Source organism: Streptomyces sp. SYSU D01066-1 (genome assembly GCF_054956795.1).
On the sequence record NZ_JBUDHV010000024.1, the window covers coordinates 1 to 23446 of the forward strand.

Sequence of the window (23446 nt, forward strand, 5' to 3'; positions counted from 1 at the left end):
GGCCGGCCGCCGGCGAGGACGAGGGCGAGGGCGCGGCGGAGCGGGCGCGCGCCCTGCCCCGCGCGCTCCCGGCACCGGCGGCCGGCGGACGTCCGGCGCCCGCGGTCCGGGCGGAGGTACCGCTCGCGGCGAGTGCGAAGGACGGGACACTTCACCGCCGGACGGCGGCAGCAGGTCGTGACGACGGGCTCGGGCTCCAAGAGCCGGCTCCTCCGGGTGGTGGGGAACGGGGCGGTAGCGAACAAAATAGCGAACTTCTGTGGACAGGCTGAGAGCAGGGTCGATCAGTGCCGTAACCTCGGCAGCCTGTGCCGTGGTGCGAGTGGGGGAGTCCGATGGCCGCGATCAGCCTGAGCGAGGTCGAGGAGAGCGCGCCCGCGCTGGTCAGCCTGTACAAGAGCGCCGGTGCCTCCCTGAGCGGGCACGGACTGGACGGCCTGCGGGCAGCCGTCTACCTCGTCGTCGACTACTCCGGCTCCATGAGGCCGTACTACGAGGACGGCAGCGTGCAGGCGCTCGCCGACCGGGTGCTGTCGCTCTCCGCGCACCTCGACGACGACGGCACCGTGCCGGTGGTGTTCTTCTCGACCGACGTCGACGCGGTCACCGACATCGCGCTCACCGACCACCAGGGCCGCGTCGAGCGGATCGTGGCGGGCCTGGGCCACATGGGCAGGACCGCCTACCACCTGGCCATGGACGCCGTCATCGACCACTACCTCGACAGCGGCTCCACCGCCCCCGCCCTCGTCGTCTTCCAGACCGACGGCGGCCCCGTCAACCGGCTCGCCGCCGAGCGCTACCTCTGCAAGGCCGCCCGGCTGCCCCTGTTCTGGCAGTTCGTCGGCTTCGGCGACCGGGGCGGCAAGCAGTTCGACTACCTCCGCAGGCTCGGCGAACTGGCCGTCCCCGGCAAGCGGGTGGTCGACAACGCCGGCTTCTTCCACGCCGGACAGGACCCGCGCGCGGTGTCCGACGCCGAGCTGTACGACCGTCTGGTGGGCGAGTTCCCCAAGTGGCTGGTGGAGGCGCGGGCCCGGGGGATCGTCACCGGGAGCTGACGGACCCAGGGGATCGTCACCGGGAGCTGACGGGTGCCGGGGCGCTCCGGCTCACGTGTCGCACTCCAGCACCGTCCGGCACAGCCCGCACCGCGCCCGCACCCGGCCCCGCACCGGCACCCGGATGCGCTGGTGACAGGTCGGGCACGGGAAGGACACCCGCAGCAGACCCCGGGCGTCCGGGGAGAACGCGTACGGCACCCCCGCCCCGCCGCAGTCCGCCGCCCGGTCCCGCGCCTGCCGCCGGTCCCGGGCGTACCGGCGCCGGCCCGCCCAGCCGGCCGCCGCCAGCGGCGGCCGCCGCTCGTCCCGCCGGGCCAGCTCCCGGCCCGCCACGTACGCCGAGTACGCCTGCGGACTGGTGAACCACACCGCCGGGTCCTCACCGAACACCAGCGTCCGCTTGGCCAGTACGTACCCGAACTCCTCCGGCGTCAGGTACCCCAGCTTCTGCGAGGACGCCGCGTCCTGGCGGTACGCGTCCAGCAGCAGCCACCCCGCGCCCAGGTACGTCGTCACCGTGTCGGTCAGGATCTCGTTGTCCCGCGTGCCCGGGAACGACAGCCCCAGGCGGTGCAGGTACACATGCGTCACCTCGTGCGCCAGCGCGGCGCCGATGTCCCGGCGATGGGCGCGGAAGCGGTCGTTCAGCTCGACGAAGTACTCCGGCCCGGCGGCCAGTTCGACATGGGCGGCCTGGGTCATCGCACGGAAGGAGACGATCAGCCGGGCGTCCGGGAGGCGGTAGTGCCGCACCAGTTCCCGGGCCACCCTCTGCACCCCCAGGTGCAGGTCGTCGGCGTCGCCGAACGCCACGTCGGCCGGTGCCACGCTGGCCGCGAAGGTCCGGACGGTGTCGTACGACAGCCGCCTGTACAGCGCGGTGACCGCGGCCCGCACCGTCTCCAGGTGCGGGTAGCCGTGCTCGACCGGCCCGTCGTTCGCCACGTCCGTACCCCCAAGACGCCGGAACCCGCTTCCACTGTACGGGGCACCCTCCCGGCCCGCCCCGCGTCCGGCCGCGGCAAGCCGCCCCACCCGTGCCCCCGCCGGGTGCTGAGACGGCCCGGCGCCGCCCGCGCACCGCCCCGTAGGCTGACCCGTCATGACCACCAGCAACACCGGTAACAGTGGAGCCGACCCCGCCGTCCGCGAGGAGCTCGCCCGGCTGCGCGACAGCATCGACAACATCGACGCCGCCGTCGTCCACATGCTCGCCGAGCGCTTCAAATGCACCCAGCAGGTCGGCCACCTCAAGGCCCGCCACCAGCTGCCGCCCGCCGACCCGGCCCGCGAGGCCGAACAGATCACCCGGCTGCGGACCCTGGCCGAGAACGCCAAACTCGACCCGGCCTTCGCCGAGAAGTTCCTGAACTTCATCATCGCCGAGGTCATCCACCACCACGAGCGCATCGCGGAGGGCACCGGCACCGGCTCCGCTCCCGGCTGACCCGGCCGAGGCCGCACCAGGGGAGTGGCACGGGGACGCGCACGGGCGTGCCGCGCCGTGCGCACCCCTCGCCGCACGGCCGCGCGCCCCCTGCCGTACGGTCGTGCGCTCTTGCCGCGCAAGGCAGGACGCGGGCCGTACCGGCGGTGCCGGAGCAGCGCCGGGCGCCGGAACGCTGATCGCCGGCGTACGGACCCCCGGCGCCGACGGCCCCGACGCGGTCCCGCGCGCGCCGCGCGGAACAGCCCCAGCGCGTCCCGGCCGCCCCGCTCCGGCGCCCCGCGCCCCGACGCCCCGCGCCCCCGCGCCCAGACCCCGGGGAGCGCGCGAGGGGGAGCGCGACCGTCCCCGGAAAGACCGGACATAAGCCACGTACCGAACCGCCTCTGTGCGCTCCGACCGGCATCGGGCAGCATGTCGTCCATGTCCGTACTGACGCGCGACGAAGCGCAGACCCGTGCCCGGCTCCTCGACGTCCACCACTACACGATCGCCCTCGATCTGACCGGTGGGGAGGAGACCTTCGACTCCCTCACCACCATCCGCTTCACCGTGCGCGGCGGGACGGAGCCCGCGGTCGGCACGGACACCTTCGTCGAGGTCAGGCCCGACCGGCTGCACAGCGTCACCCTCGACGGGCACCCCCTCGACCCGGCGGACCTGGACGACAACCGCCTGCCGCTGAAGAACCTCACCCCCGGCGAGCACGAACTGCGCGTCGACGCCGCCATGGCCTACTCCCGCACCGGCGAGGGCATGCACCGCTTCACCGACCCCGCCGACGGCGAGACCTACCTCTACACCCAGCTGTTCATGGACGACGTCCAGCGCGTCTTCGCCGCCTTCGACCAGCCCGACCTCAAGGCCCGCTTCGACCTCACCGTCCGCGCCCCCGAAGGCTGGACCGTCCTCGCCAACGGCGTCACCGAACGCACCGACGACGGCCGCTGGACCGCCGCCACCACCCCGCCCATCTCCACCTACCTCGTCGCCGTCGCCGCCGGCCCCTGGCACTCCGTCACCACCGAACACCGCGGCCTGCCCTTCGGCATCCACTGCCGCCGCTCCCTCGCCCCGTACCTCGACGCGGACGCCGACGAGATCCTCGACATCACCCGCGCCTGCTTCGACCGCTACCACGAGAAGTTCGACGAGCCCTACCCCTTCGACTCCTACGACCAGGCGTTCGTCCCCGAGTTCAACGCCGGTGCCATGGAGAACCCGGGCCTGGTCACCTTCCGCGACGAGTTCGTCCACCGCTCCGCCGTCACCGACACCGAACGCCAGACCCGCGCCATGGTCATCGCCCACGAGATGGCCCACATGTGGTTCGGCGACCTCGTCACCCTGCGCTGGTGGGACGACATCTGGCTGAACGAGTCCTTCGCCGAGTACATGGGCTACCAGACCACGGCCGAGGCCACCCGCTTCACCGGCCCCTGGACCGAGTTCGGCGTCACCCGCAAGCCCTGGGGCTACGACGCCGACCAGCGCCCCTCCACCCACCCCGTCGCCCCCGAGGACGTCGAGGACACCGCCTCCGCCCTCCTCAACTTCGACGGCATCTCCTACGCCAAGGGCGCCTCCGCCCTGCGTCAGCTCGTCACCTGGCTCGGCGAGAAGGACTTCCTGGCCGGCATCAACACCCACTTCGCCCGGCACAGATTCGCCAACGCCTCCCTCGCCGACTTCATCGACTCCCTCGCCACCGCCACCGACCGCGACGTCCACGCCTGGGCCGACAGCTGGCTGCGCACCACCGGCGTCGACACCCTCACCCCCCGCCTCGCCCCCGGCCCCGGAGGCACCCGCACCCTCACCGTCGACCACACCGGCACCCGCCCCCACCGCGTCTCCGTCGGCCTCTACGACCACGACCTCACCGACGAGGGCCGGCTCATCCCGCGCGCCCGCCTCGACCTCGACATCCCGCAGAGCGAGCCCCAGACCCTCGGCCGCCGTCCCGCCCTGCTCCTCCTCAACGACGGCGACCTCACCTACGCCAAGGTCCGCTTCGACCCCGAGTCCTTCGCCACCGTCCGCACCCACCTCTCCGGCCTGCCCGACCCCCTCACCCGCGCCGTCGTCTGGAACGCCCTGCGCGACGCCGTCCGCGACGGCGAACTCGACCCCGGCGCCTACCTCGACACCGCCCGCGCCCACCTCCCGCACGAGACCGACCTCGCCCTCCTGACCGGCGTCCTCGGCTTCGCCCACGGCCACATCGCCGACCGCTACCTCACCCCCGGGCAGCGGCCCGCCGCCCTGGCCACCCTCACCGAGCTGTGCCGCGACCTCATCCGCCGCACCGAGGACGGCGACCACCCCGGGCGCCGCCTGATCGCCGTACGCCACCGCATCGCCACCGCCGCCCACCCCGACACCATCGCCGCCTGGCTCGCCGACGGCACCGTCCCCGGCGGCCCCGAACTCGACCCCGAACTGCGCTGGCGCATCCTCACCCGGCTCGCCGTCCTCGGAGCCACCGACGAGGACGCCATCGCCGCCGAACTCGACCGCGACCCCAGCGCCACCGGCCAGGAGGGCGCCGCCCGCTGCCGCGCCGCCCTGCCCGACCCCGGCGCCAAGGCCCGCGCCTGGGACGCCATGTTCGGCTCCGACGACCTCTCCAACTACCTGTTCACCGCCACCGCCCAGGGCTTCTGGCAGCCCGAGCAGGCCGACCTGGTACGGGAGTACGTGCCCCGCTACTTCCCCGACGCGGTCGCCGTCGCCGCCCGCCGCGGCCCCGCCGTCGCCACCGCCGCGGGCCGCTGGGCCTTCCCCGTGCACGCCGTCGACCCCGACACCCTCCGCCTCGGCGAGGACTGCCTGCGCGACGCCGACCCCGTCCCGTCCCTGCGCCGCAGGCTCGTCGACGAACTGGACGACCTGGGACGAGCGCTCCGGGTCCGTGAGGCGCACGGGGCCTGAGCCGGCCCGGCGGGTGACATCGCCCGACCCCTTCCCGGACGTGCGGCGGGCCCCAGCTTCCCGCCCCGTCCGCGCGGGACGAGGCCCTGGAGGCCCTGGACGATCCCGCCGGACGCCGACGACCTCGCCGGACGCTCGGGCCGACGAGACGCACGGGACCCGGCCCCGCCCGGCCCCGCCCGCCGCCGGCCCCTCCGGGCCGGCGGCACGCCCTCCTCCCCCTTCTCCGCCCCGCCCTCCCCGCACGGCGGTACCTCCATCGGGTGCTGTTCACCGAACCCCCGGACGCGGCCCCCTCCCGCGTACACGCTGGAGGACACCCCGCCGCGCACCGGAGGACACCGATGAGCACCCCGCCGCCCCTCGCCTCGGGCCCCGACGGCCCCCACGCCCTGCGGCCCCTGCTCGGCACCGTCCTCGACGCCCTCCGCACCGGCACCCGGGCCCGCGGCGGACCACTGCCCGCCGGCGGCCCCGACGCCGTCGCCGCCCGCACCCGCGCCGCCCTCGGCGACGTCCTGCCCGACCACGGCGACCCCGGCGCCCTGCACACCCTCGTCACCGCCCTCGCCGCCGGCTCCGCCGACCCCGCCGACCCCCTGTGCGCCGCCCACCTGCACGCCCCGCCGCTCGCCGTCGGCGCCGCCGCCGACCTCGCCGCCGGCGTCCTCAACCCCTCCCTGGACTCCTGGGACCAGGGCCCCGCCGCCTGCGCCCTCGAAACCCTGGTCACCCACGCCCTGGCCCACGAGGCGGGCCACGCCGACGCCCTCGTCACCACCGGCGCCACCGAGTCCAACCACCTCGCCCTGCTCCTCGCCCGCGAGACCCAGGGACCGAAGACCCGCCTGGTCCACGGCACCAACGCCCACCACTCACTGCCCCGCGCCGCCTGGCTCCTCGGCCTGCCCGACCCCGTCCCCGTACCCACCCCCGCGGGCACCCTCGACCCCGCCGCCCTCGACAACACCCTCGCCCGGCTCCCCGGCCCCGGCAGCCCCGTCGTCGTGGCCGCCACCGCGGGCACCACCGACGCCGGCCTCATCGACCCCCTCCCCGCCATCGCCGACACCTGCGCCCGCCACGGCGCCCGGCTCCACATCGACGCCGCCTACGGAGGCGGCCTCCTCTTCAGCGACCGCCACCGCACCAAGCTCACCGGCCTCGACCGCGCCCACACCACCGCCATCGACCTGCACAAACTCGGCTGGCAGCCGATCGCCGCCGGCCTCCTCACCGTCCGCGACCCCACCGACCTCACCGCCCTGGACCAGCGCGCCGACTACCTCAACGCCGCCGACGACACCGACGCCGGCCTCCCCGACCTCCTCGGCCGCTCCCTGCGCACCACCCGCCGCCCCGACATCCTCAAGATCGCCGTCACCCTCAAGACCCTCGGCCGCACCGGCCTCGGCGCCCTCGTCGACCACGTCCACGCCCGCGCCCAGGACCTCGCCCGCCTCGTCGACGCCCGCCCCGCCCTGGACCTCTACGCCCCACCGCCCCTCAGCACCGTCCTGTTCCGCCCCGCGGGCGTCCCCGACCCCGCCGTCGCCGCCCTCCGCCGCACCCTGCTCACCGAGGGCCGCGCCGTCCTCGGCCGCGCCCGTCCCGACGGACGGCTCTGGCTCAAGGCCACCCTCCTCAACCCCCGCACCGGCCCCGGCGACCTCACCGCCCTCCTCGACCTCGTGGAAGGACACACCCCCCGATGAACACCACCCGCCCCCACGACCTGGTCGGCATCGGCATCGGCCCCTTCAACCTCTCCCTCGCCGCCCTCGCCCACCCCCTGACCGGCCTCGACACCGTCTTCTACGACCAGCGCCCCGCCTTCCACTGGCACCCCGGCCTCCTCATCGACGAGGCCCGCCTCCAGGTCCCCTTCCTCGCCGACCTCGTCACCCTCGCCGACCCCACCAGCCGCTTCAGCTTCCTCAACTACCTCCGCATCCGCGAACGCCTCTACCCCTTCTACTTCTCCGAGCACTTCCACATCCACCGCACCGCCTATGACGCCTACTGCCGCTGGGTCGCCGAGAACCTCCCCTCCCTCCGCTTCGGCCACCAGGTCGACGCCGTCCGCTTCCACCCCGAACGCGGCTGCTTCGAGGTCGACTACGCCCACCTCGGCGCCGACGGCGAGGCCCACGCCCTCGGCCGCACCCGCACCAAGAACCTCGTCGTCGGCATCGGCACCGAACCCCACGTCCCCGAACCGCTCAAGCCCCTCGCCGACGCCCCCGGCGTCCCCGTCCTGCACGCCGCCGACTACCTCGACCACCGCACCGCCCTGCTCACCGCCGGCCACGTCACCGTCGTCGGCACCGGCCAGTCCGGCGCCGAGATCTTCCTCGACCTGCTCCGCAACCGCCCCGCCGGCCGTGAACGCCTGCACTGGATCGGCCGCACCGGGGCCATCACCCCCATGGAGTACTCCAAACTCGGCCTGGAGCACTTCACCCCCGACTACACCCACTACTTCCACGCCCTGCCCGAGCACGTCCGCGACCGCCTCGTCCCCGCCCAGTGGCAGCTCCACAGAGGCGTCGACGCCACCACCCTGGCCGCCATCCACGACGAGCTCTACCGCCGCTCCCTCCACGACGGCTGGCCCGACGCCGTCCTCGCCCCCGGGGTCCGCGTCCGCACCGCGGGCCGCGTCGCCACCACCCAGATCGAACTCCACCTCGAACACACCGAACAGGACACCCGCTCCCGCCTCACCACCGACGCCGTCGTCCTCGCCACCGGCTACCGCCACCGCTGCCTCGACCAGCTCCTCGCCGGCGTCGACTCCTTCCTGCTCCGCGACGACGCCGGCCGCCCCCGCGTCGACGACCGCTTCCGCCTCCTCCTCGACCCCATCGTCACCGGCGCCGGCTGCCACATCTACGTACAGAACGCCGAGACCCACACCCACGGCGTCGGCGCCCCCGACCTCGGACTCGCCGCCTGGCGCAGCGCCACCATCCTCAACACCCTCACCGGCACCGACCCCTACCCCCTCCCGCGCCGCACCGCCTTCACCACCTTCGGCCTGGAACGGCGACGGCCCCAGATCCCCTCCGCAGGCGAGGCGCGCGTACTCACCCCGCTCACGGACGGAACCTGAGGCCGACGACCGGCAACGGCCGTCCGGACGACGACCGGACGGCTAGAACACCGGCGTCCCGTCCCGCGTCAGCCGCCAGTCCACCGAGGCGAAGTCCGCCGGGTCCAGCACGCCCTTCGCCGTCACCCACTCGGCGATCCGCGTACGGATCTCCGTCGACTCCGACCACACCTCCTCGGCCGACGCCACGTGCGGGAACGCCCCGCCGCCATTGGCCCGGTAGTTGTTCACCGCCAGCACGAACCGCTGAGCGTCGTCCAGCGCCGCACCCCCGTACGTCAGGTTCTTGATCCGCGAACCCGCCGGCTGCGCGATGTCGATCTCGTACGCCAGCCCGGAGACGTAGTCGTAGTTGTAGTCCGGACGGCCGCCCGCGTTCGTCAGCTTCTCCACGCCCACCGCCGCGCCCGCCGGGGTCTGGACGTAGTACTCCGCCGAGTACTCCAGGTACGCCCGCAGCTGAGCGCCCGTCATCACCTTCGCCACCAGCGTGTTGTCGTACACGTACAGACTCGACAGATCCCGGATCGTCACCTCGCCCGCCGGGATCTCCGACGTCCGCGAGAACGGCGACGCCTGCGCCAGCACCGGCAGCGACGCGTACTCCGTCCCCGCCAGCGCCGCCTTGACCACGTCCTCCTGCACCTTGGTGATCAGATCGATGACCGGCGCGTCCTTGTACCGCGCCTCCACCGTCGTCAACGTCTGTGTCGCCGTCCCCACCACCTGGTTGACGTACGCCACCACCAGCGCGTGCTCGTCCTCCAGCAGCCGCGTGATCCTCGGATCGTCCGCCACCGTGCGGGAGTCCCGCAGCGACGCCTTGACGGACTCCACCCGCCAACGGCCCTTCTCGTGCACCAGCTCGAAGTCGAACAGCGTCAGCCGCTCCGCGTAGCACAGCGGCTCCGACAGCACGACCTCCTCGCCGGTCCGCTCGTTGACGACCCGCTGCTCCGCGATCTCCGTGTGCGCGTGCCCGACCAGGATCGCGTCGATCCCCGGCACCTGCCGGGCCACGTTCGCCGCCGCGTTCTCCACGTACGGCAACTGGTCACCGTACGACGACGTCCCCGAAGCGCCCGAGTGCGCCGAGACCACCACCACGTCCGCGCCCATCGACCGCAGCTTCGGCACCCACTTCGCCGCCTGCTCCTCCAGGCCCGGGAACGCCAGCTTCCCCTGCACGTACGCCTTGTCCCAGATCGCGATCCCCGGGTTGGTCAGCCCCAGCACCGCCACCTTCACCGGCGGCGCGCCCTTCACCCGGAACGTCTTCATGAAATACGGCGGGAAAGCGGGCTTCAGCGTCTTCGCGTCCACCGCGTTCGCACCGAGCAGCGGGAAATCGCACTGCTCCTCGAACTTGCGCAGCGTCTCGATTCCGTAGTTGAACTCGTGATTGCCCAGCGCCACCGCGTCATAACCGATCGCGTTCATCGCCTGGGCCATCGGATGCACCGGTCCGCCCTCGGCGGTGATCGGGTCCACCTTCGCGTAGTAATACGTCAGCGGAGTCCCCTGAATCGTGTCACCCGCGTCCAGCAGCAGCGTATTGCCGCGGCCCTTCTCCTCGCGCACCTGGTCGATCAGCGTCGAGACCCGCGCCAGCCCCTGCGCGTTGCCCGCCGAGTCCGTGTACTCCGCGTCCTTGAAGTAGTCCCAGTTGAAGACGTGCCCGTGCAGGTCGGTCGTCCCCATCACCGTCAGCGCGTACCGCTTGCCCTCCGGCTTGCGCCCGTGGCCGGCGGGCGCCGCCTCGGCCGCCGGAGCCGCCGCCGCACCGGCCAGCGCCACCCCCGCCCCCGTCACGGCGGACCTCTTCAGAAACTTCCGGCGGTTCAACGGCATGCTGGTCTCCTGGATGACGGGTCCCGCGACCCATGTGGACAACGCGCGTAGATTGTGGCCGCTCAACACGGCCGGCAACAGTCCCGGCAGGTTTCGATCCGGTGACTCGCCGGGGCCGCGCGCCCCCAAGAGGTGACAGAGCGGGACGTACGGCCGCGATCGGCGTCACCGTGGGCGCACACGGCCGCCGCGCCGCCACCCGCGATTCCGTCGCGCCTTCACCGTGAGCGCGCCGACCCTGTGACCGGCCATCGAAAAAACACCCGAAAAAGCCGAGAGGCACCTCGGGGAACGCTCATCGGAGCATCCCGCCGCACACCTAACCACTTGTCAAAAGGGTTTCACCCAAAGGTCGTTGAGCGGTCATACACGGCGAATTCTCTACCCGCCGGTAAGTCATAGGCTCGCCCCATGCGCCGAGCGAAAATCGTCTGCACCCTGGGACCCGCCACCGACTCCTACGACCAGATCGAGGCACTGGTCGAGGCCGGCATGGACGTCGCCCGCTTCAACCTCAGCCACGGCGGCCACGCCGAACACGAGGAGCGGTACCGACGGGTCCGCAAGGCATCCGACGCGACCGGCCGCAGCGTCGGGCTCCTCGCCGACCTCCAGGGCCCGAAGATCCGCCTCGGCACCTTCACCGAGGGCCCCGTGCTCCTCGAACGCGACGACACCTTCACCATCACCGTCGAGGACGGCGCCCAGGGCGACCGCACCGGCTGCGGCACCACCTACGCCGGCCTCGCCGACGACGTCACCCCCGGCGAACGCGTCCTCGTCGACGACGGCAAGGTCTGCCTGGAGGTCACCGCCGTCGACGGCCCCCGCGTCCGCACCCGCGTCGTCGAGGGCGGCATGGTCTCCGACCACAAGGGCCTCAACCTCCCCGGCGTCGCCGTCTCCGTCCCCGCCCTCTCCAAGAAGGACGAGGACGACCTGCGCTGGGCGCTGCGCACCGGCTTCGACGTCATCGCCCTCTCCTTCGTCCGCAGCGGACGCGACATCCACGACGTGCACCGCGTCATGGACGAGGAGGGCCGCCGCCTCCCCGTCATCGCCAAGGTCGAGAAGCCCCAGGCGGTGGAGGACCTCGACGGCATCGTCGCCGCCTTCGACGGCATCATGGTCGCCCGCGGCGACCTCGGCGTCGAAATGCCGCTGGAACAGGTCCCGATCGTCCAGAAACGCGCCGTCAAGCTCGCCAAGCGCAACGCCAAACCGGTCATCGTCGCCACCCAGATGCTCGACTCGATGATCGACAACGCCCGGCCCACCCGCGCCGAGGCCTCCGACGTCGCCAACGCGGTCCTCGACGGCACGGACGCGGTGATGCTCTCCGGCGAGACCAGCGTCGGCAAGCACGCGATCGACACGGTCCGCACGATGTCCCGCATCGTCGAGGCGGCGGAGGAAGGCCTCCTCGCCCAGGGCCTCCCCCCGCTCACCGGCCACACCAAACCCCGCACCCAGGGCGGCGCGGTCGCCCGCGCGGCGGCCGAGATCGGCGACTTCCTCGGCGCCCGCTTCCTGGTGGCCTTCACCCAGTCCGGCGACACGGCCCGCCGCCTGTCCCGCTACCGCTCACCCATCCCCCTGCTCGCCTTCACCCCCGAACCGTCCACCCGCTCCCAGCTCAACCTCACCTGGGGCGTGGAGACCTTCCTCGGCCCCCACGTCGACTCCACGGACGCGATGGTCGCCCAGGTGGACGAGCTCCTCCTTGAGTACGGCCGCTGCCGGAAGGGCGACGTGGTCATCATCACGGCGGGCTCCCCGCCCGGGGTGTCGGGGACGACCAACATGGTGCGGGTGCATCGGATCGGCGAGGAGTAGAACGCCGGACCAGTGCTTCGGGCCCGCGTGAGCCTCCCCATGAGGGCCGCGGGAGCCTTGCGGACGGCCGGGAATGCCGAACCGGGGGAGTCCGCTCGGCGCCGCGTCACTGAGGTGAGGCCGCGGCCCTGTGCGACGAGCGCGAGCGCCCGCTTGCGTGTGCCGACGTCGTACAGGGAGCCACCGGGAAGGCGGGGCGGCCTCGACGCGCGGCAAGGAGCGGATGTTCACGGGAACGTGGACATCCGCTGGACGGTGGCGACCTTTGATTCGAAGGGAAAGTGCCCCGGGTGGGATTCGAACCCACGCTGTCGGTGGTTTGAGCACCGTGTCTCTACCGCTGGACTACCGGGGCTTCCTGTAAAACAGAGGATGGCGGTCACCCGCCGCGCCCTACCTTACCGCAGCTAGGTAGGCTCTTGTCAGCAGTAGTCTGCGCCGAACAAGGAGCCCACGTGACCGCCCCCGAGTCGCCCCAGCCCGCCGACGTGACCGACGACGACAAGTCGCACGTGCCTCCGCTGACGACCCGTGTCGTCATCGCCGAGGACGAGGCGCTCATCCGGCTGGACCTCAAAGAGATGCTGGAGGAGGAGGGGTACTCCGTCGTCGGCGAGGCCGGCGACGGCGAGCAGGCCGTCGAGCTGGCCCGTGAGCACCGTCCCGACCTGGTGATCCTGGACGTGAAGATGCCCAAGCTGGACGGCATCTCCGCGGCCGAGAAGATCGCCGGCGAGAGCATCGCCCCGGTGCTGATGCTCACCGCGTTCTCGCAGCGCGACCTGGTGGAACGGGCGCGGGACGCGGGTGCGATGGCGTACCTGGTGAAGCCGTTCTCCAAGAGCGACGTCGTCCCGGCGATCGAGATGGCCGTCTCGCGGTTCACGGAGCTGAAGGAGCTGGAGAAGGAGGTCGCGGACCTCTCCCAGCGGCTGGAGACCCGCAAGCTGGTGGACCGCGCGAAGTCGGTGCTGCAGACGGAGTACGGGCTGACCGAGCCGGCCGCGTTCCGGTGGATCCAGAAGACGTCGATGGACCGGCGGATGTCGATGCAGCAGGTGGCCCAGGCGGTCATCGAGGACGCCGCGGAGAAGAAGGCTCCCAAGGACAAGGGCTGAGCATCCCAGTACCTGAGTACGTACGGCTGAGGCCCGCGTCCCCGACCGGGACGCGGGCCTCCGTCATGCCGCGGGGTCAGTCCTCGCCGAGGTACGCCTTGCGGACCGACTCGTCGTGCAGGAGGTCCTGCCCGCTGCCGGACAGCACGATGCTGCCGACCTCCATGACGTGCCCCTGGTCCGCGAGGGAGAGCGCCGCCTGGGCGTTCTGCTCGACGAGCAGGATGGTCGTGCCCTGGGCCTTCAGCTCGGCGATGGTCGCCATGATCTTCTGCATCATGATCGGGGACAGGCCCATGGAGGGCTCGTCGAGCATGAGGAGTTTCGGCTGGGACATCAGGGCGCGGCCCATGGCGAGCATCTGCTGTTCGCCGCCGGAGAGGGTGCCCGCCGCCTGCCTGCGGCGTTCCCCCAGGATGGGGAAGAGATCGTAGGCGCGCTGGATGTCCTTCTCGATGCCTGCCCTGTCGCTCCGCAGGAACGCGCCGAGGCGCAGGTTGTCCTCGATGGTCATGCGGGGGAAGATGTGGCGGCCCTCGGGGGAGTGGGCGAGGCCGAGGGCGACGATCTGGTGGGCGGGGACCTTTTTCAGCGATCTGCCGTCGAACCTGATCTGGCCGCCGACCGGCTTGAGCAGGCCGGACAGGGTCCGCAGGGTCGTGGTCTTGCCGGCGCCGTTGGTGCCGATGAGGGTGACGACCTCGCCGGCGTCGACGGTGAAGGAGATGCCCTTGACGGCTTCGATCTTGCCGTAGGCGACGCGGAGGTCCTCGACCTCCAGGAGTGCGGTCATCGGTCGTTCTCCTTCGGGGCGTGGGCCTCGGCGGCCTCCACCTCGGCCGCCTCGGCCGCGCCGGGGTCGTTCTCCAGGGGTTCGCCCAGGTAGGCGGCGATGACGCGTTCGTCGCCCTGGACGGTGGCGCTGTCGCCCTCGATGAGTTTCTCGCCCTGGACCAGGACGGCGACGCGGTCGCAGAGGTTGAAGATGAACCGCATGTCGTGCTCGATGACGAGGACGGCGATGCCCTGGTCGCGGATGGCGAAGACGAGTTCCTCGGTGGCGCGGGTCTCCTGGGGGTTCATGCCGGCGGTCGGTTCGTCCAGCAGCAGCAGGCCCGGCTCGCTGGCGAGCGCGCGGGCGATCTCCAGCTTGCGCTGTTCGCCGTAGGGGAGGTTGCGGGCGAGGTGGTCGGCCTTGGCGGCGAGGCCGACGAACTCCAGGAGTTCGGTGGCGCGGGCCCGGGAGGCGGCCTCCGCCTTGTGGAAGCCGGGGCCGCGCAGGACGGCGGACCAGAAGCCTTCCTTGGTGCGGGTGTGGCGGCCGACGAGGACGTTCTCCAGGACGGTCATGTTGGCGAAGAGCCGGATGTTCTGGAAGGTGCGGGCGATGCCGGCGGCGGTGACCTTGAAGGACTTGGGCGGCAGGACCTTGTCCTTGTACCGGACTTCGCCCTCGGTGGGGATGTAGAGGCCGGTGAGGCAGTTGAAGAAGGTGGTCTTGCCGGCGCCGTTGGGGCCGATGAGGCCGACGATCTCGCCGCTGTTGACCTGGAGGTCGACGCCTCGTACGGCGGTGAGGCCGCCGAAGCGCATGGTGACGCCGCGGGCGTCGAGGACCGTTGGCCCGAGGGTGGTTCCCGTGGTGGTGGTCATGGTGGTCAGGCCCCTGTCTTGCCGAGGACCGCGGGTGCTTCGGCCTCTTCGTGGAATTCGAGCTGCCGGCGGCGGTTGGGGATGAGTCCCTCGGGGCGGAAGCGCATCAGCAGGACGAGCGCGAGTCCGAAGGCGAAGAGCTGGTAGTCGCCGAGGAACTGGAGCTTGTTCGGGATGAGGAAGAGCAGTGCGGCGCCGAGGAGGGGGCCGCCGATGGTGCCCATGCCGCCGAGGACGACGGCGGCGAGCAGGAAGGCGGAGTTGGGCGGTGTGGTGCCGGCGAAGAGGTACTGCTCGGGGGTGACGGTGTAGGTGACGTGGGCCTGGACGGTGCCGGCGAGACCGGCCAGGGAGGCGCCGACGGCGAAGGCGATGAGTTTGACGCGGAAGCCGTTGATGCCCATGGCGAGGGCGGCGGTCTCGTCCTCGCGGATGGCGACCCAGGCGCGGCCGATGCGGGAGTCGCCGCTGCGCCGGAAGACGAGGACGACGACGGCCGTGATGAGCAGCATCAGGAAGAAGTAGTTGGCGAAGCGTCCGATGGTGAAGCCGGCGATGTCGTGCTGGGTGCCGAGGTCCCAGCCGAGGATCTTGAGGTCGGGGATGCCGGCGATGCCGTTGGCGCCGTTGGTGACGTCGGGGCCCGAGGTGCCGTCGAGGTTGTTGGCGGTGATGCGGAAGATCTCGCCGAAGCCGAGGGTGACGATGGCGAGGTAGTCGCCGCGCAGTCGCAGGGTGGGGGCGCCGATGAGGACGCCGAAGACCAGGGAGGCGGCGGCGCCGACGAGGACGGCGGCCCAGAAGGGGAAGTGGACGTCGAGGGGGCTGTTGGGGGAGCCGGAGACGAGGGAGGCGGCGTAGGCGCCGACGCCGAGGAAGGCGACGTAGCCGAGGTCGAGGAGTCCGGCGAGGCCGACGACGATGTTCAGGCCGAGGGCGACGGTGGCGAAGATGAGGATGTAGACGCCGATGGTGGCGTACTGGTCGTCGGTCTGGGTGAAGGGGAAGAGGGCGGCGGCGATGAAGGCGCCGAAGACGGTGGTGCTCTGGTGCCGGGCGGTGATCCGGGAGATCCGGGCGATCAGGCCGGCGCGGTGCAGGGCGCTGAAGCCGAGGCCGGCGGTGATGAGGAAGCCGACGAAGAGTTCGTCGTACTCGGTGCCGATGCCGTAGGTGAAGACGGTGAGGGCGACGGCGAGGACGGCGACGATGACGAGTATCTCGGCGTAGGGGGGCAGGGCGGGCGCGGGGCGGGGGGTGCCGCCGGCGAAGGCGGCCTTGACGGTTCCCCAGTTCTGGGCGGCGCGGTGCCGGAACTGCTCCCAGCCGGTGTCGTCGGGGTCGAAGGGGTCGGGCGCGGGCCGTTCGAAGGGGAGGGCGAGGGCGCCGAGGAGGGCGATGAGGGTGGTGGCGGCGGCGATGTAGCCGCCGGGTTCGAGGTTGACGACGCCGCCGAGCTGGGCGCTGATGGCGATGACGGTGTACCAGGTGGTGGCGAACGCGGCGAGGGCGGCGAACTTGACGGCCGCGTCGGCGCCGGCGGGGGTGAGCCATCGCAGGCCCTTGACGCCGTAGGAGGCGGTGCCGAGGAGGGCGGTGAGGGCGCCGGCGATGAGGACGAGGACCTGGAGGCCGCCGGGGTAGCCGTAGACGGTGAGGTCGCCGGGGAAGGCGTCGGTCCAGGTCCAGGCCAGGAAGGTGGAGGCGACGGTGAGGAGGCCGCCGCCGGTGGCGAGGGCGCGTCCGAGGTGCGGGGGGATGCCGATGAGGCCGGTGGGGGCGCCCGGGGCGGGGGTGTCCGGGGTCTTCGGGGCGGTGGTCTGTGTGGTCATCGGTGTCACGCCCTGTCCGCAACGCGTTCGCCGAGCAGGCCCTGTGGCCTGAGCAGCAGCACGAGGATGAGGAGGATGAAGGCCCAGACGTCGGCCCAGGACTGGCTGCCGAACTGTTCCAGGCCGGGGATGTCGGCGACGTAGGCGGCGGCCAGGGTCTCGGCGACGCCGAGGACGACGCCGCCGATCATGGCGCCGTAGATGTTGCCGATGCCGCCGAGGACGGCGGCGGTGAAGGCCTTCAGGCCGAGGATGAAGCCCATCCGGAAGTCGATCTGGCCGTACTTGAGGCCGTTGGCGACGGCTCCGACGGCGGCGAAGAGGGCGCCGAGGGCGAAGGCGATGACGATGATGCGGTCGGTGTTGACGCCCATCAGCTTGGCGGTGTCCGGGTCCTGTGCGGTGGCCTGCATGCCGCGTCCGGTGCGGGTGCGCATCACGAAGTAGGCCAGGAGGGCCATGCTGACGGGGGCGGCGATGAGCAGGAAGACGTCGCCGGTCTGGATGGTGACGTCGCCGATGTGGAAGGGGCCGCCGTCGATCTGCGGGAAGGTCCGCGCGGACTTGGCGTCGGGGTACCAGGCCCAGACCGCCTGCTGGAGGGCGAGGGAGAGGCCGATGGCGGTGATGAGGGGGGCGAGGCGGGGGGCTCCGCGCAGCGGGCGGTAGGCGAAGCGTTCCGCCCCCACGGCGACGGTGACGGCGACGATCATGGCGCCGATCAGCATCAGCGGCAGGGCGATCCACATGGAGGTGCCGTCGGGCAGGATGTAGACGTAGACCGTGAGCGCGCCGAAGGCGCCGGTCATGAAGATCTCGCCGTGGGCGAAGTTGATGAGCTGGACGATGCCGTAGACCATGGTGTAGCCGATGGCGACCAGCCCGTACATGGATCCCAGTAGCAGGCCGTTGACCAGCTGCTGCGGCAGTTCGTTCACCGCATGTCCTCCGAGACGTTCGGATGTTTCGACGGATGTTGGCCGGATGCGTGAGCGCGCGGGGCGCCTGTGGATCAGCGCCCCGCGCGGCTCGTGGCAGGTGCGGGCGGGTCAGCCGGTGTAGGTGCCCGACTTGACGGCCTCGAAGGTCCCGTTCTTGACGGAGTAGACGGTGAGCTGCTTGTTGGTGGCGTCACCGAACTCGTCGAAGGAGACCTTGCCGGTCACTCCGTCGAAGGAGACGTTCTGCATGGCCTCGGTGACCTTGGCGCGGGCGTCGTCGGGGAGCTTTCCGTCGTTGTCCTCGACGACCTTCTTGACGGCCTCGATGATGGCCCAGCCGGAGTCGTAGGAGTAGCCGCCGTAGGCGGCGAAGTCCTCTTTGTAGCCTTCCGCCTTGTAGTCGGCGACGAATTTCTTGGCGGAGTCGAGGGTCGCGACGTCGGCGCCCACGGAGGTGGCGAGGTCGCCCTCGCTGCCGGGGCCGGCGAGCTTGATGAAGGTCTCGTCCTTCATGCCGTCGCCGCCCACCAGGGGAATCTTGGCGCCGGCGTCCTTGATCTGCTTGCTCAGCGGGCCGGCCTGCGGGTATTCACCGCCGTAGTAGACGACGTCGGCGCCGGAGTTCTTGACCTTGGTGGCGACCGAGGAGAAGTCCTTGGTGTCCGGGTTGATGTGTTCCGTGCCGACGACCTGGCCGCCGAGCTTCTTGAACTCCTCGGTGAAGGTCGCGGCGAGACCGGCGCCGTAGGTCTTCTTGTCGTCGATGACGAAGACCTTCTTCTTCTTGGCGTCGTTGTAGACGTACTGCGCGGCGAACGGGCCCTGGATGGCGTCGGTGGTCGCGGTGCGGAAGTACGACTTGTACGGGCGGACCTTCTTGGTGCGCCAGTCCGGGCCCTGGGTGAGGGCGGGGCCGGTGTTGGCCGGGGAGACCTCGACCAGGCTGGCGGTGTCGAAGACCTTCTGCATCGACTCGCCGACGGAGGAGTTGAGCGGGCCGACGACGCCGAGGACGTCCTTGTCGGCGACGAACTGCGAGGCGTTCTGCTGGCCGACGGAGGGCTGGCCCTGGTCGTCGGTGGCCTTGATCTCGAAGGTGATGCCTTCGACGTACTTCTCCTTGTTGGCCGTCTTGACGGCCAGGTCCACGGAGTTCTTGATGCCCAGGCCCAGCGCGGACAGGTCGCCGGTCAGCGGGGCGTCGACGCCGATGACGACGGTGGTGCCGTCGCCGCCGGAGTCCGAGCCGCCGTCGTCGTCACGCGAGCCGCAGGCGGTGAGGGTGAGCGCTCCCGCCGCCAGAGCGGCGGTGATGGCGATGAGCGAACGTTGACGCACGGTCAGTCCTTTCCCTGGCACGGCCGCGTCCCCGTGGAGACGGCCGAGTCGAGCGCTGGGCCGAATTGACTTTCGGATGGCGCGGTGACTGGCCGTGACTCTAAGCGTGTGTGGGGAACGTGGAGGAGAGTCTGACGGAGGCTGTGACTCTCTTGTTATGACACCGCGTAATGCAGAGCGGTATTGGCTGGGAAGAAGGGTGGAATTCCGGCCGATTCGCCCGGTCCGCATGGTGAGAACCCGCAGGAGCGGCGAGGCGCGAACAGGCGTCTGGGGCGTTTTGCTGATTACGGGGAAACGTTGCCGCAGGCGCCTTGCAGGGCTTGGGAGGGGTGTCGGGCATAGCGCGGCCCCGGGATGAAACTGCGGGTCTCTATTGCGCGCGCATTACGCAGTGTTACGTCCAGGAAAGGGAATCCGGCATTCCGCGGGACTTTCGCGCATTCCGTCACGCGGAAGGTGATGGTGATCTTGCGGGTGGAATGCGACTTTATGCGGAAAGGTGCGTGGGGGGACGATGTCACGGAAAGACCGGCGTTGGACTGCGTCACCCGCGTCACGGTGACGGGCGGTCCGGGCCGTACGGTCAGGGCCACCGTGAAGCCGAAGGTGCTGGTCGGGGCGGTGCCGGCGGGCGTGACCGGGGCCAGGTGGGCGAGGCGGACCACCTGGGAGGGGGAGGACGGCGGGGGAGCGGGCCGCGGCCGGCTCGCGTACAGGTGGCCGCCGGCCGTCAGCGCGCAGAGGGCCGTGACGGTGACGAGGGAGGTACGGCGGTGGCGGCGGTAGCGGCTGGTGAGGGCCCGGAGGGGACCGGGAGCCTCCCGGGCGGGCCGGGCCTCGGCGCCTTCGCCGGGCTCGACGGGGCCGGTGCCGCTCACCGTGCCCACGGGGCCTCGCCCGTGCCGCCGCCGCCCAGCCGCGGCGCGGCGGCGGGGGGCGCCCGGGCGGCTGCCGACGGGACGGCCGCGGCCGTCGGCGTGACAGCCGCGGCTTTCCGTGCGGCCGCCGGCGCCGTCGTCCGTATGGCCGCCGGTGGTGCTGTCCGTGGGGCTGTCGGCGCCGTCGTCCGTATGGCCGCCGGTGGTGCTGTCCGTGGGGCTGTCGGCGCCGTCGTCCGTATGGCCGCCGGTGGTGCTGTCCGTGCGGCCGTCGGCACCGCCACCCGTGCGGCCGTCGGCGGTGCCGTCGTCGCGGGTGGTGGTGGCGCAGGTGGTGGCGCCGGGCCGCGTGGGCGCCGGTGCCCGCCCTCCGCCGCCTTCGGCCAGGGGGCTGCTCCTCCCCGTCCCATGCCCCGACGCCAGGACGCCCGGGAACCGGGGGGCAAGGGCCGCGGCGTCAGCCCGTCGCGCCCGCCCGGGCGGCGTCCCCCGGGTTCACGTCGCGCAGCAGACAGGTCAGCCGGGCGCTGCACACCCGCCGGCCCTCCTCGTCGCTGATCACGATCTCGTACGTCGCCGTCGACCGGCCCCGGTGCAGCGGCGTGGCCACACCGGTGACCAGGCCGGTGCGGGCGCCGCGGTGGTGGGTGCAGTTCAGGTCGACGCCGACGGCGATCTTCGAGCTGCCGCCGTGCAGCATCGAGCCGATCGAGCCGAGCGTCTCGGCCAGCACCGCGGAGGCGCCGCCGTGCAGCAGGCCGTACGGCTGGGTGTTGCCCTCCACCGGCATGGTGCCGACGACCTTCTCCGCCGACGCCTCCAGGATCTGGACGCCCATGCGGGTCCCGAGGTGCCCGGCGGAGAACAGGGCGGGCAGGTCGACGCCGAGCGCGGCGTACTCGTCGATGACCTCCTGCGGGAACTTCACGTGCTGCTGCTCGCCCATGGACCGGCTCCGTCCGTCGTACGTCCTGGTCCGCTGATCGCGGTGTCGGCTGGGCGAACGCTCAGCCGGTGGGCGATTGTTCCAGACGGACCACGACGGACTTGCTGGCCGGGGTGTTGCTGGTGTCCGCGGTGGCGTCCAGCGGCACCAGGACGTTGGTCTCCGGGTAGTACGCCGCCGCGCAGCCCCGGGCGGTCGGGTAGTGCACGACGCGGAAGCCGGGCGCCCGTCGCTCCACGCCGTCCTTCCACTCGCCGACCAGGTCGACGTAGGAGCCGTCGCCGACGCCCAGCTCACGGGCGTCCTCGGGGTTGACCAGGACGACCCGGCGGCCGTTCTTGATGCCCCGGTAGCGGTCGTCGAGGCCGTAGACCGTGGTGTTGTACTGGTCGTGCGAGCGCAGCGTCTGGAGCAGCAGGCGTCCCTCGGGCAGCGCGGGGAACTCCACCGGGGCGGCGGTGAAGTTGGCCTTGCCGGTGGCGGTGGGGAAGCGCCGCTCGTCGCGCGGGGCGTGCGGGAGGGCGAAGCCGCCGGGGCGGGCCACGCGCGCGTTGAAGTCCTCGAAGCCGGGGATCACGCGGGCGATGCGGTCGCGGATGGTGGCGTAGTCCTTCTCGAACTCCTCCCAGGGCGTGGCGCTGCTCTCGCCCAGTACGCGGCGGGCCAGCCGGCACACGATGGCCGGTTCGGAGAGCAGGTGCCGGCTCGCGGGCTCCAGGCGTCCGCGCGAGGCGTGCACCATGCCCATGGAGTCCTCGACGGTGACGAACTGCTCGCCGCCGTCCTGGAGGTCGCGTTCGGTGCGGCCGAGGGTGGGCAGGATCAGGGCGCGGGCGCCGGTGACCACGTGGCTGCGGTTCAGCTTCGTCGACACGTGCACGGTGAGGCGGGCGCGGCGCATGGCCGCCTCGGTGACCTCGGTGTCGGGGGAGGCGGAGACGAAGTTGCCGCCCATGGCGAAGAAGACCTTGGCCTCGCCGTCGCGCAGGGCGCGGATGGCCCGGACGACGTCGTAGCCGTGCTCGCGCGGCGGGGTGAAGCCGAACTCCTTCTCCAGGGCGTCCAGGAAGGCGGGCGCGGGACGCTCGAAGATGCCCATGGTGCGGTCGCCCTGCACGTTGGAGTGGCCGCGCACCGGGCAGACGCCCGCGCCCTCGCGGCCGATGTCGCCGCGCAGCAGGAGGAAGTTGACGACCTCGCGGATCGTGGGCACCGAGTGCTTGTGCTGGGTGAGCCCCATCGCCCAGCACACGATCGTCCGCCGGGAGGCGAGGACCATCTCCAGGGCCTTCTCGATCTCGGCGCGGGTGAGACCGGTGGCGGCGAGCGTCTCGTCCCAGTCGGCGGCGCGGGCGGCCTCGGCGAACTCCTCGTAGCCGTGGGTGTGCTCGCGCACGAACTCCTCGTCGACCGCGCCCCGCGTCTCGACGATCAGCTTGTTGAGGAGCCGGAACAGGGCCTGGTCGCCGCCGATGCGGATCTGCAGGAACAGGTCGGTGAGCGCGGCGCCGGCGGTGAGGCCCCTGGGGGTCTGCGGGTTCTTGAAGCGCTCCAGACCGGCCTCGGGCAGCGGATTGACGCTGATGATCCGCGCGCCGTTCGCCTTCGCCTTCTCCAGGGCGGAGAGCATGCGGGGGTGGTTGGTGCCCGGGTTCTGCCCGGCGACGACGATCAGGTCGGCCTTGTACAGGTCCTCCAGCAGGACGCTGCCCTTGCCGACGCCGATGGTCTCGCTCAGCGCCGAGCCGGACGACTCGTGGCACATGTTGGAGCAGTCGGGGAGGTTGTTGGTGCCCAGCTCGCGGGCGAAGAGCTGGTAGAGGAACGCGGCCTCGTTGCTGGTGCGCCCGGAGGTGTAGAAGACGGCCTCGTCGGGGGAGGAGAGGGCGGCGATCTCCTCCGCGACGATGTCGAAGGCGCGCTCCCAGGTGACCGGCTCGTAGTGCGTACCGCCCTCCGGCAGGTACACGGGGTGGGTGAGCCGGCCCTGCTGGCCGAGCCAGTAACCGCTGCGGCCGGCGAGGTCGGCGACGGGGTGCGCGGCGAAGAACTCCGGGGTGACCCGGCGCAGGGTGGCCTCCTCGGCCACCGCCTTCGCGCCGTTCTCGCAGAACTCCGCGGCATGCCGGTGCTCCGGCTCGGGCCAGGCGCAGCCGGGGCAGTCGAAGCCGTCCTTCTGGTTGACGCTCAGCAGGGTCAGGGCGGTCCGCTTCACGCCCATCTGCCGCTGGGCGATGCGCAGGGTGTGGCCGATGGCGGGGACGCCCGCCGCCGCGTGCTTCGGCCCGGTGACCCGTGGCGCGTCCTGGACCGGGTCACTCTTGGGCGGCTTGGTGGCCATCGCGCGCTCCTTCGCATGCACGTGTGGGGTACGTCTCCGATCCTCGCACGTGCCGCTGACGCCGCCCTCCCGCCCCCGCGGCAGGCGGGAGGACCGCTGCGACGCCGGTCCCGGCGGGGGCCCAAAGGGGTGCGGGGAACCGTGCGACC

Annotated in this window: 16 protein-coding genes and 1 tRNA gene; 7 read left to right on the forward strand and 10 right to left on the reverse strand. The window is 71.9% G+C overall.

Translation table 11 applies throughout. The annotated features are described in order from the left end of the window. Positions 1 to 335: 335 nt before the first annotated feature. A complete protein-coding gene (locus ACY1JF_RS21135) occupies positions 336 to 1061 on the forward strand; it encodes a vWA domain-containing protein (RefSeq protein ID WP_462706745.1) in 726 nt (241 codons plus the stop codon). Positions 1062 to 1112: 51 nt separating this feature from the next. Here ACY1JF_RS21135 and ACY1JF_RS21140 read toward each other — a convergent pair whose 3' ends face one another. Then, a complete protein-coding gene (locus tag ACY1JF_RS21140; protein ID WP_462706746.1) occupies positions 1113 to 2009 on the reverse strand; it encodes a hypothetical protein in 897 nt (298 codons plus the stop codon). Between the two features lie 157 nt (positions 2010 to 2166). Between ACY1JF_RS21140 and ACY1JF_RS21145 the strand changes: the two genes are divergently transcribed. The 4 genes from ACY1JF_RS21145 (at position 2167) to ACY1JF_RS21160 (ending at position 8560) form a co-directional block, all read left to right on the forward strand. Then, on the forward strand, positions 2167 to 2511 hold the full coding sequence (locus ACY1JF_RS21145; protein ID WP_462706747.1) for a chorismate mutase: 345 nt from the start codon (positions 2167 to 2169) through the stop codon (positions 2509 to 2511). 423 nt (positions 2512 to 2934) lie between these two features. Further along, positions 2935 to 5445, forward strand: coding sequence for an aminopeptidase N (pepN, locus tag ACY1JF_RS21150; protein ID WP_462706748.1), 2511 nt, complete (start codon positions 2935 to 2937; stop codon positions 5443 to 5445). Positions 5446 to 5789: 344 nt separating this feature from the next. Beyond that, entirely contained in the window at positions 5790 to 7160 is a 1371-nt protein-coding gene (locus ACY1JF_RS21155; protein WP_462706749.1) for a pyridoxal phosphate-dependent decarboxylase family protein, read from the forward strand. Continuing rightward, positions 7157 to 8560 (forward strand): lysine N(6)-hydroxylase/L-ornithine N(5)-oxygenase family protein, encoded by a 1404-nt coding sequence (locus ACY1JF_RS21160; RefSeq protein ID WP_462706750.1) that lies wholly within the window; start codon positions 7157 to 7159, stop codon positions 8558 to 8560. Before ACY1JF_RS21155 ends, ACY1JF_RS21160 begins: the two co-directional genes overlap by 4 nt. Positions 8561 to 8602: 42 nt before the next feature. Here the strand turns inward: ACY1JF_RS21160 and ACY1JF_RS21165 are convergent, their stop codons facing one another. Then, positions 8603 to 10411 carry a bifunctional metallophosphatase/5'-nucleotidase gene (locus ACY1JF_RS21165; RefSeq protein ID WP_462706751.1) on the reverse strand — a complete coding sequence of 603 codons (1809 nt, stop codon included), beginning with the start codon at positions 10409 to 10411 and terminating at the stop codon, positions 8603 to 8605. Positions 10412 to 10822: 411 nt separating this feature from the next. On the opposite strand from ACY1JF_RS21165, the gene pyk reads away from it, so the two are divergent. Further along, complete coding sequence (pyk, locus tag ACY1JF_RS21170; RefSeq protein ID WP_462706752.1) at positions 10823 to 12247, forward strand: pyruvate kinase; 1425 nt, start codon at positions 10823 to 10825, stop codon at positions 12245 to 12247. A gap of 282 nt (positions 12248 to 12529) precedes the next feature. Here pyk and ACY1JF_RS21175 read toward each other — a convergent pair. Then, positions 12530 to 12602: transfer RNA gene (locus ACY1JF_RS21175), tRNA-Leu, on the reverse strand. A 100-nt stretch (positions 12603 to 12702) separates the two neighbouring features. Here ACY1JF_RS21175 and ACY1JF_RS21180 point away from each other — a divergent pair. Next, positions 12703 to 13365: an ANTAR domain-containing response regulator gene (locus ACY1JF_RS21180; protein ID WP_215173684.1), complete on the forward strand. Its 663-nt coding sequence runs from the start codon at positions 12703 to 12705 to the stop codon at positions 13363 to 13365. A gap of 76 nt (positions 13366 to 13441) precedes the next feature. On the opposite strand, the gene ACY1JF_RS21185 is transcribed toward ACY1JF_RS21180, so the two are convergent. The 7 genes from ACY1JF_RS21185 to ACY1JF_RS21215 all read right to left on the reverse strand — a co-directional run bounded on the left by ACY1JF_RS21185 (position 13442) and on the right by ACY1JF_RS21215 (position 23297). Further along, positions 13442 to 14158, reverse strand: a complete 717-nt coding sequence (locus ACY1JF_RS21185) for an ABC transporter ATP-binding protein (RefSeq protein WP_462706753.1) — start codon at positions 14156 to 14158, stop codon at positions 13442 to 13444. Next, positions 14155 to 15027 (reverse strand): ABC transporter ATP-binding protein, encoded by an 873-nt coding sequence (locus ACY1JF_RS21190; RefSeq protein WP_462706818.1) that lies wholly within the window; start codon positions 15025 to 15027, stop codon positions 14155 to 14157. Before ACY1JF_RS21190 ends, ACY1JF_RS21185 begins: the two co-directional genes overlap by 4 nt. Continuing rightward, positions 15024 to 16850 (reverse strand): branched-chain amino acid ABC transporter permease, encoded by a 1827-nt coding sequence (locus ACY1JF_RS21195; protein ID WP_462706754.1) that lies wholly within the window; start codon positions 16848 to 16850, stop codon positions 15024 to 15026. The genes ACY1JF_RS21190 and ACY1JF_RS21195 overlap by 4 nt, the downstream gene beginning before the upstream one ends. A gap of 5 nt (positions 16851 to 16855) precedes the next feature. Further along, complete coding sequence (locus ACY1JF_RS21200) at positions 16856 to 17788, reverse strand: branched-chain amino acid ABC transporter permease (RefSeq protein WP_462706755.1); 933 nt, start codon at positions 17786 to 17788, stop codon at positions 16856 to 16858. A gap of 111 nt (positions 17789 to 17899) precedes the next feature. Then, the gene (locus ACY1JF_RS21205; protein ID WP_462706756.1) at positions 17900 to 19129 is read right to left on the reverse strand and encodes a branched-chain amino acid ABC transporter substrate-binding protein; all 1230 of its coding nucleotides are present in this window, start codon (positions 19127 to 19129) and stop codon (positions 17900 to 17902) included. A gap of 1338 nt (positions 19130 to 20467) precedes the next feature. Continuing rightward, positions 20468 to 20956, reverse strand: a complete 489-nt coding sequence (locus tag ACY1JF_RS21210) for a hotdog fold thioesterase (protein WP_462706757.1) — start codon at positions 20954 to 20956, stop codon at positions 20468 to 20470. 61 nt (positions 20957 to 21017) lie between these two features. Then, on the reverse strand, positions 21018 to 23297 hold the full coding sequence (locus ACY1JF_RS21215) for an FdhF/YdeP family oxidoreductase (protein ID WP_462706758.1): 2280 nt from the start codon (positions 23295 to 23297) through the stop codon (positions 21018 to 21020). Positions 23298 to 23446: the final 149 nt, after the last annotated feature.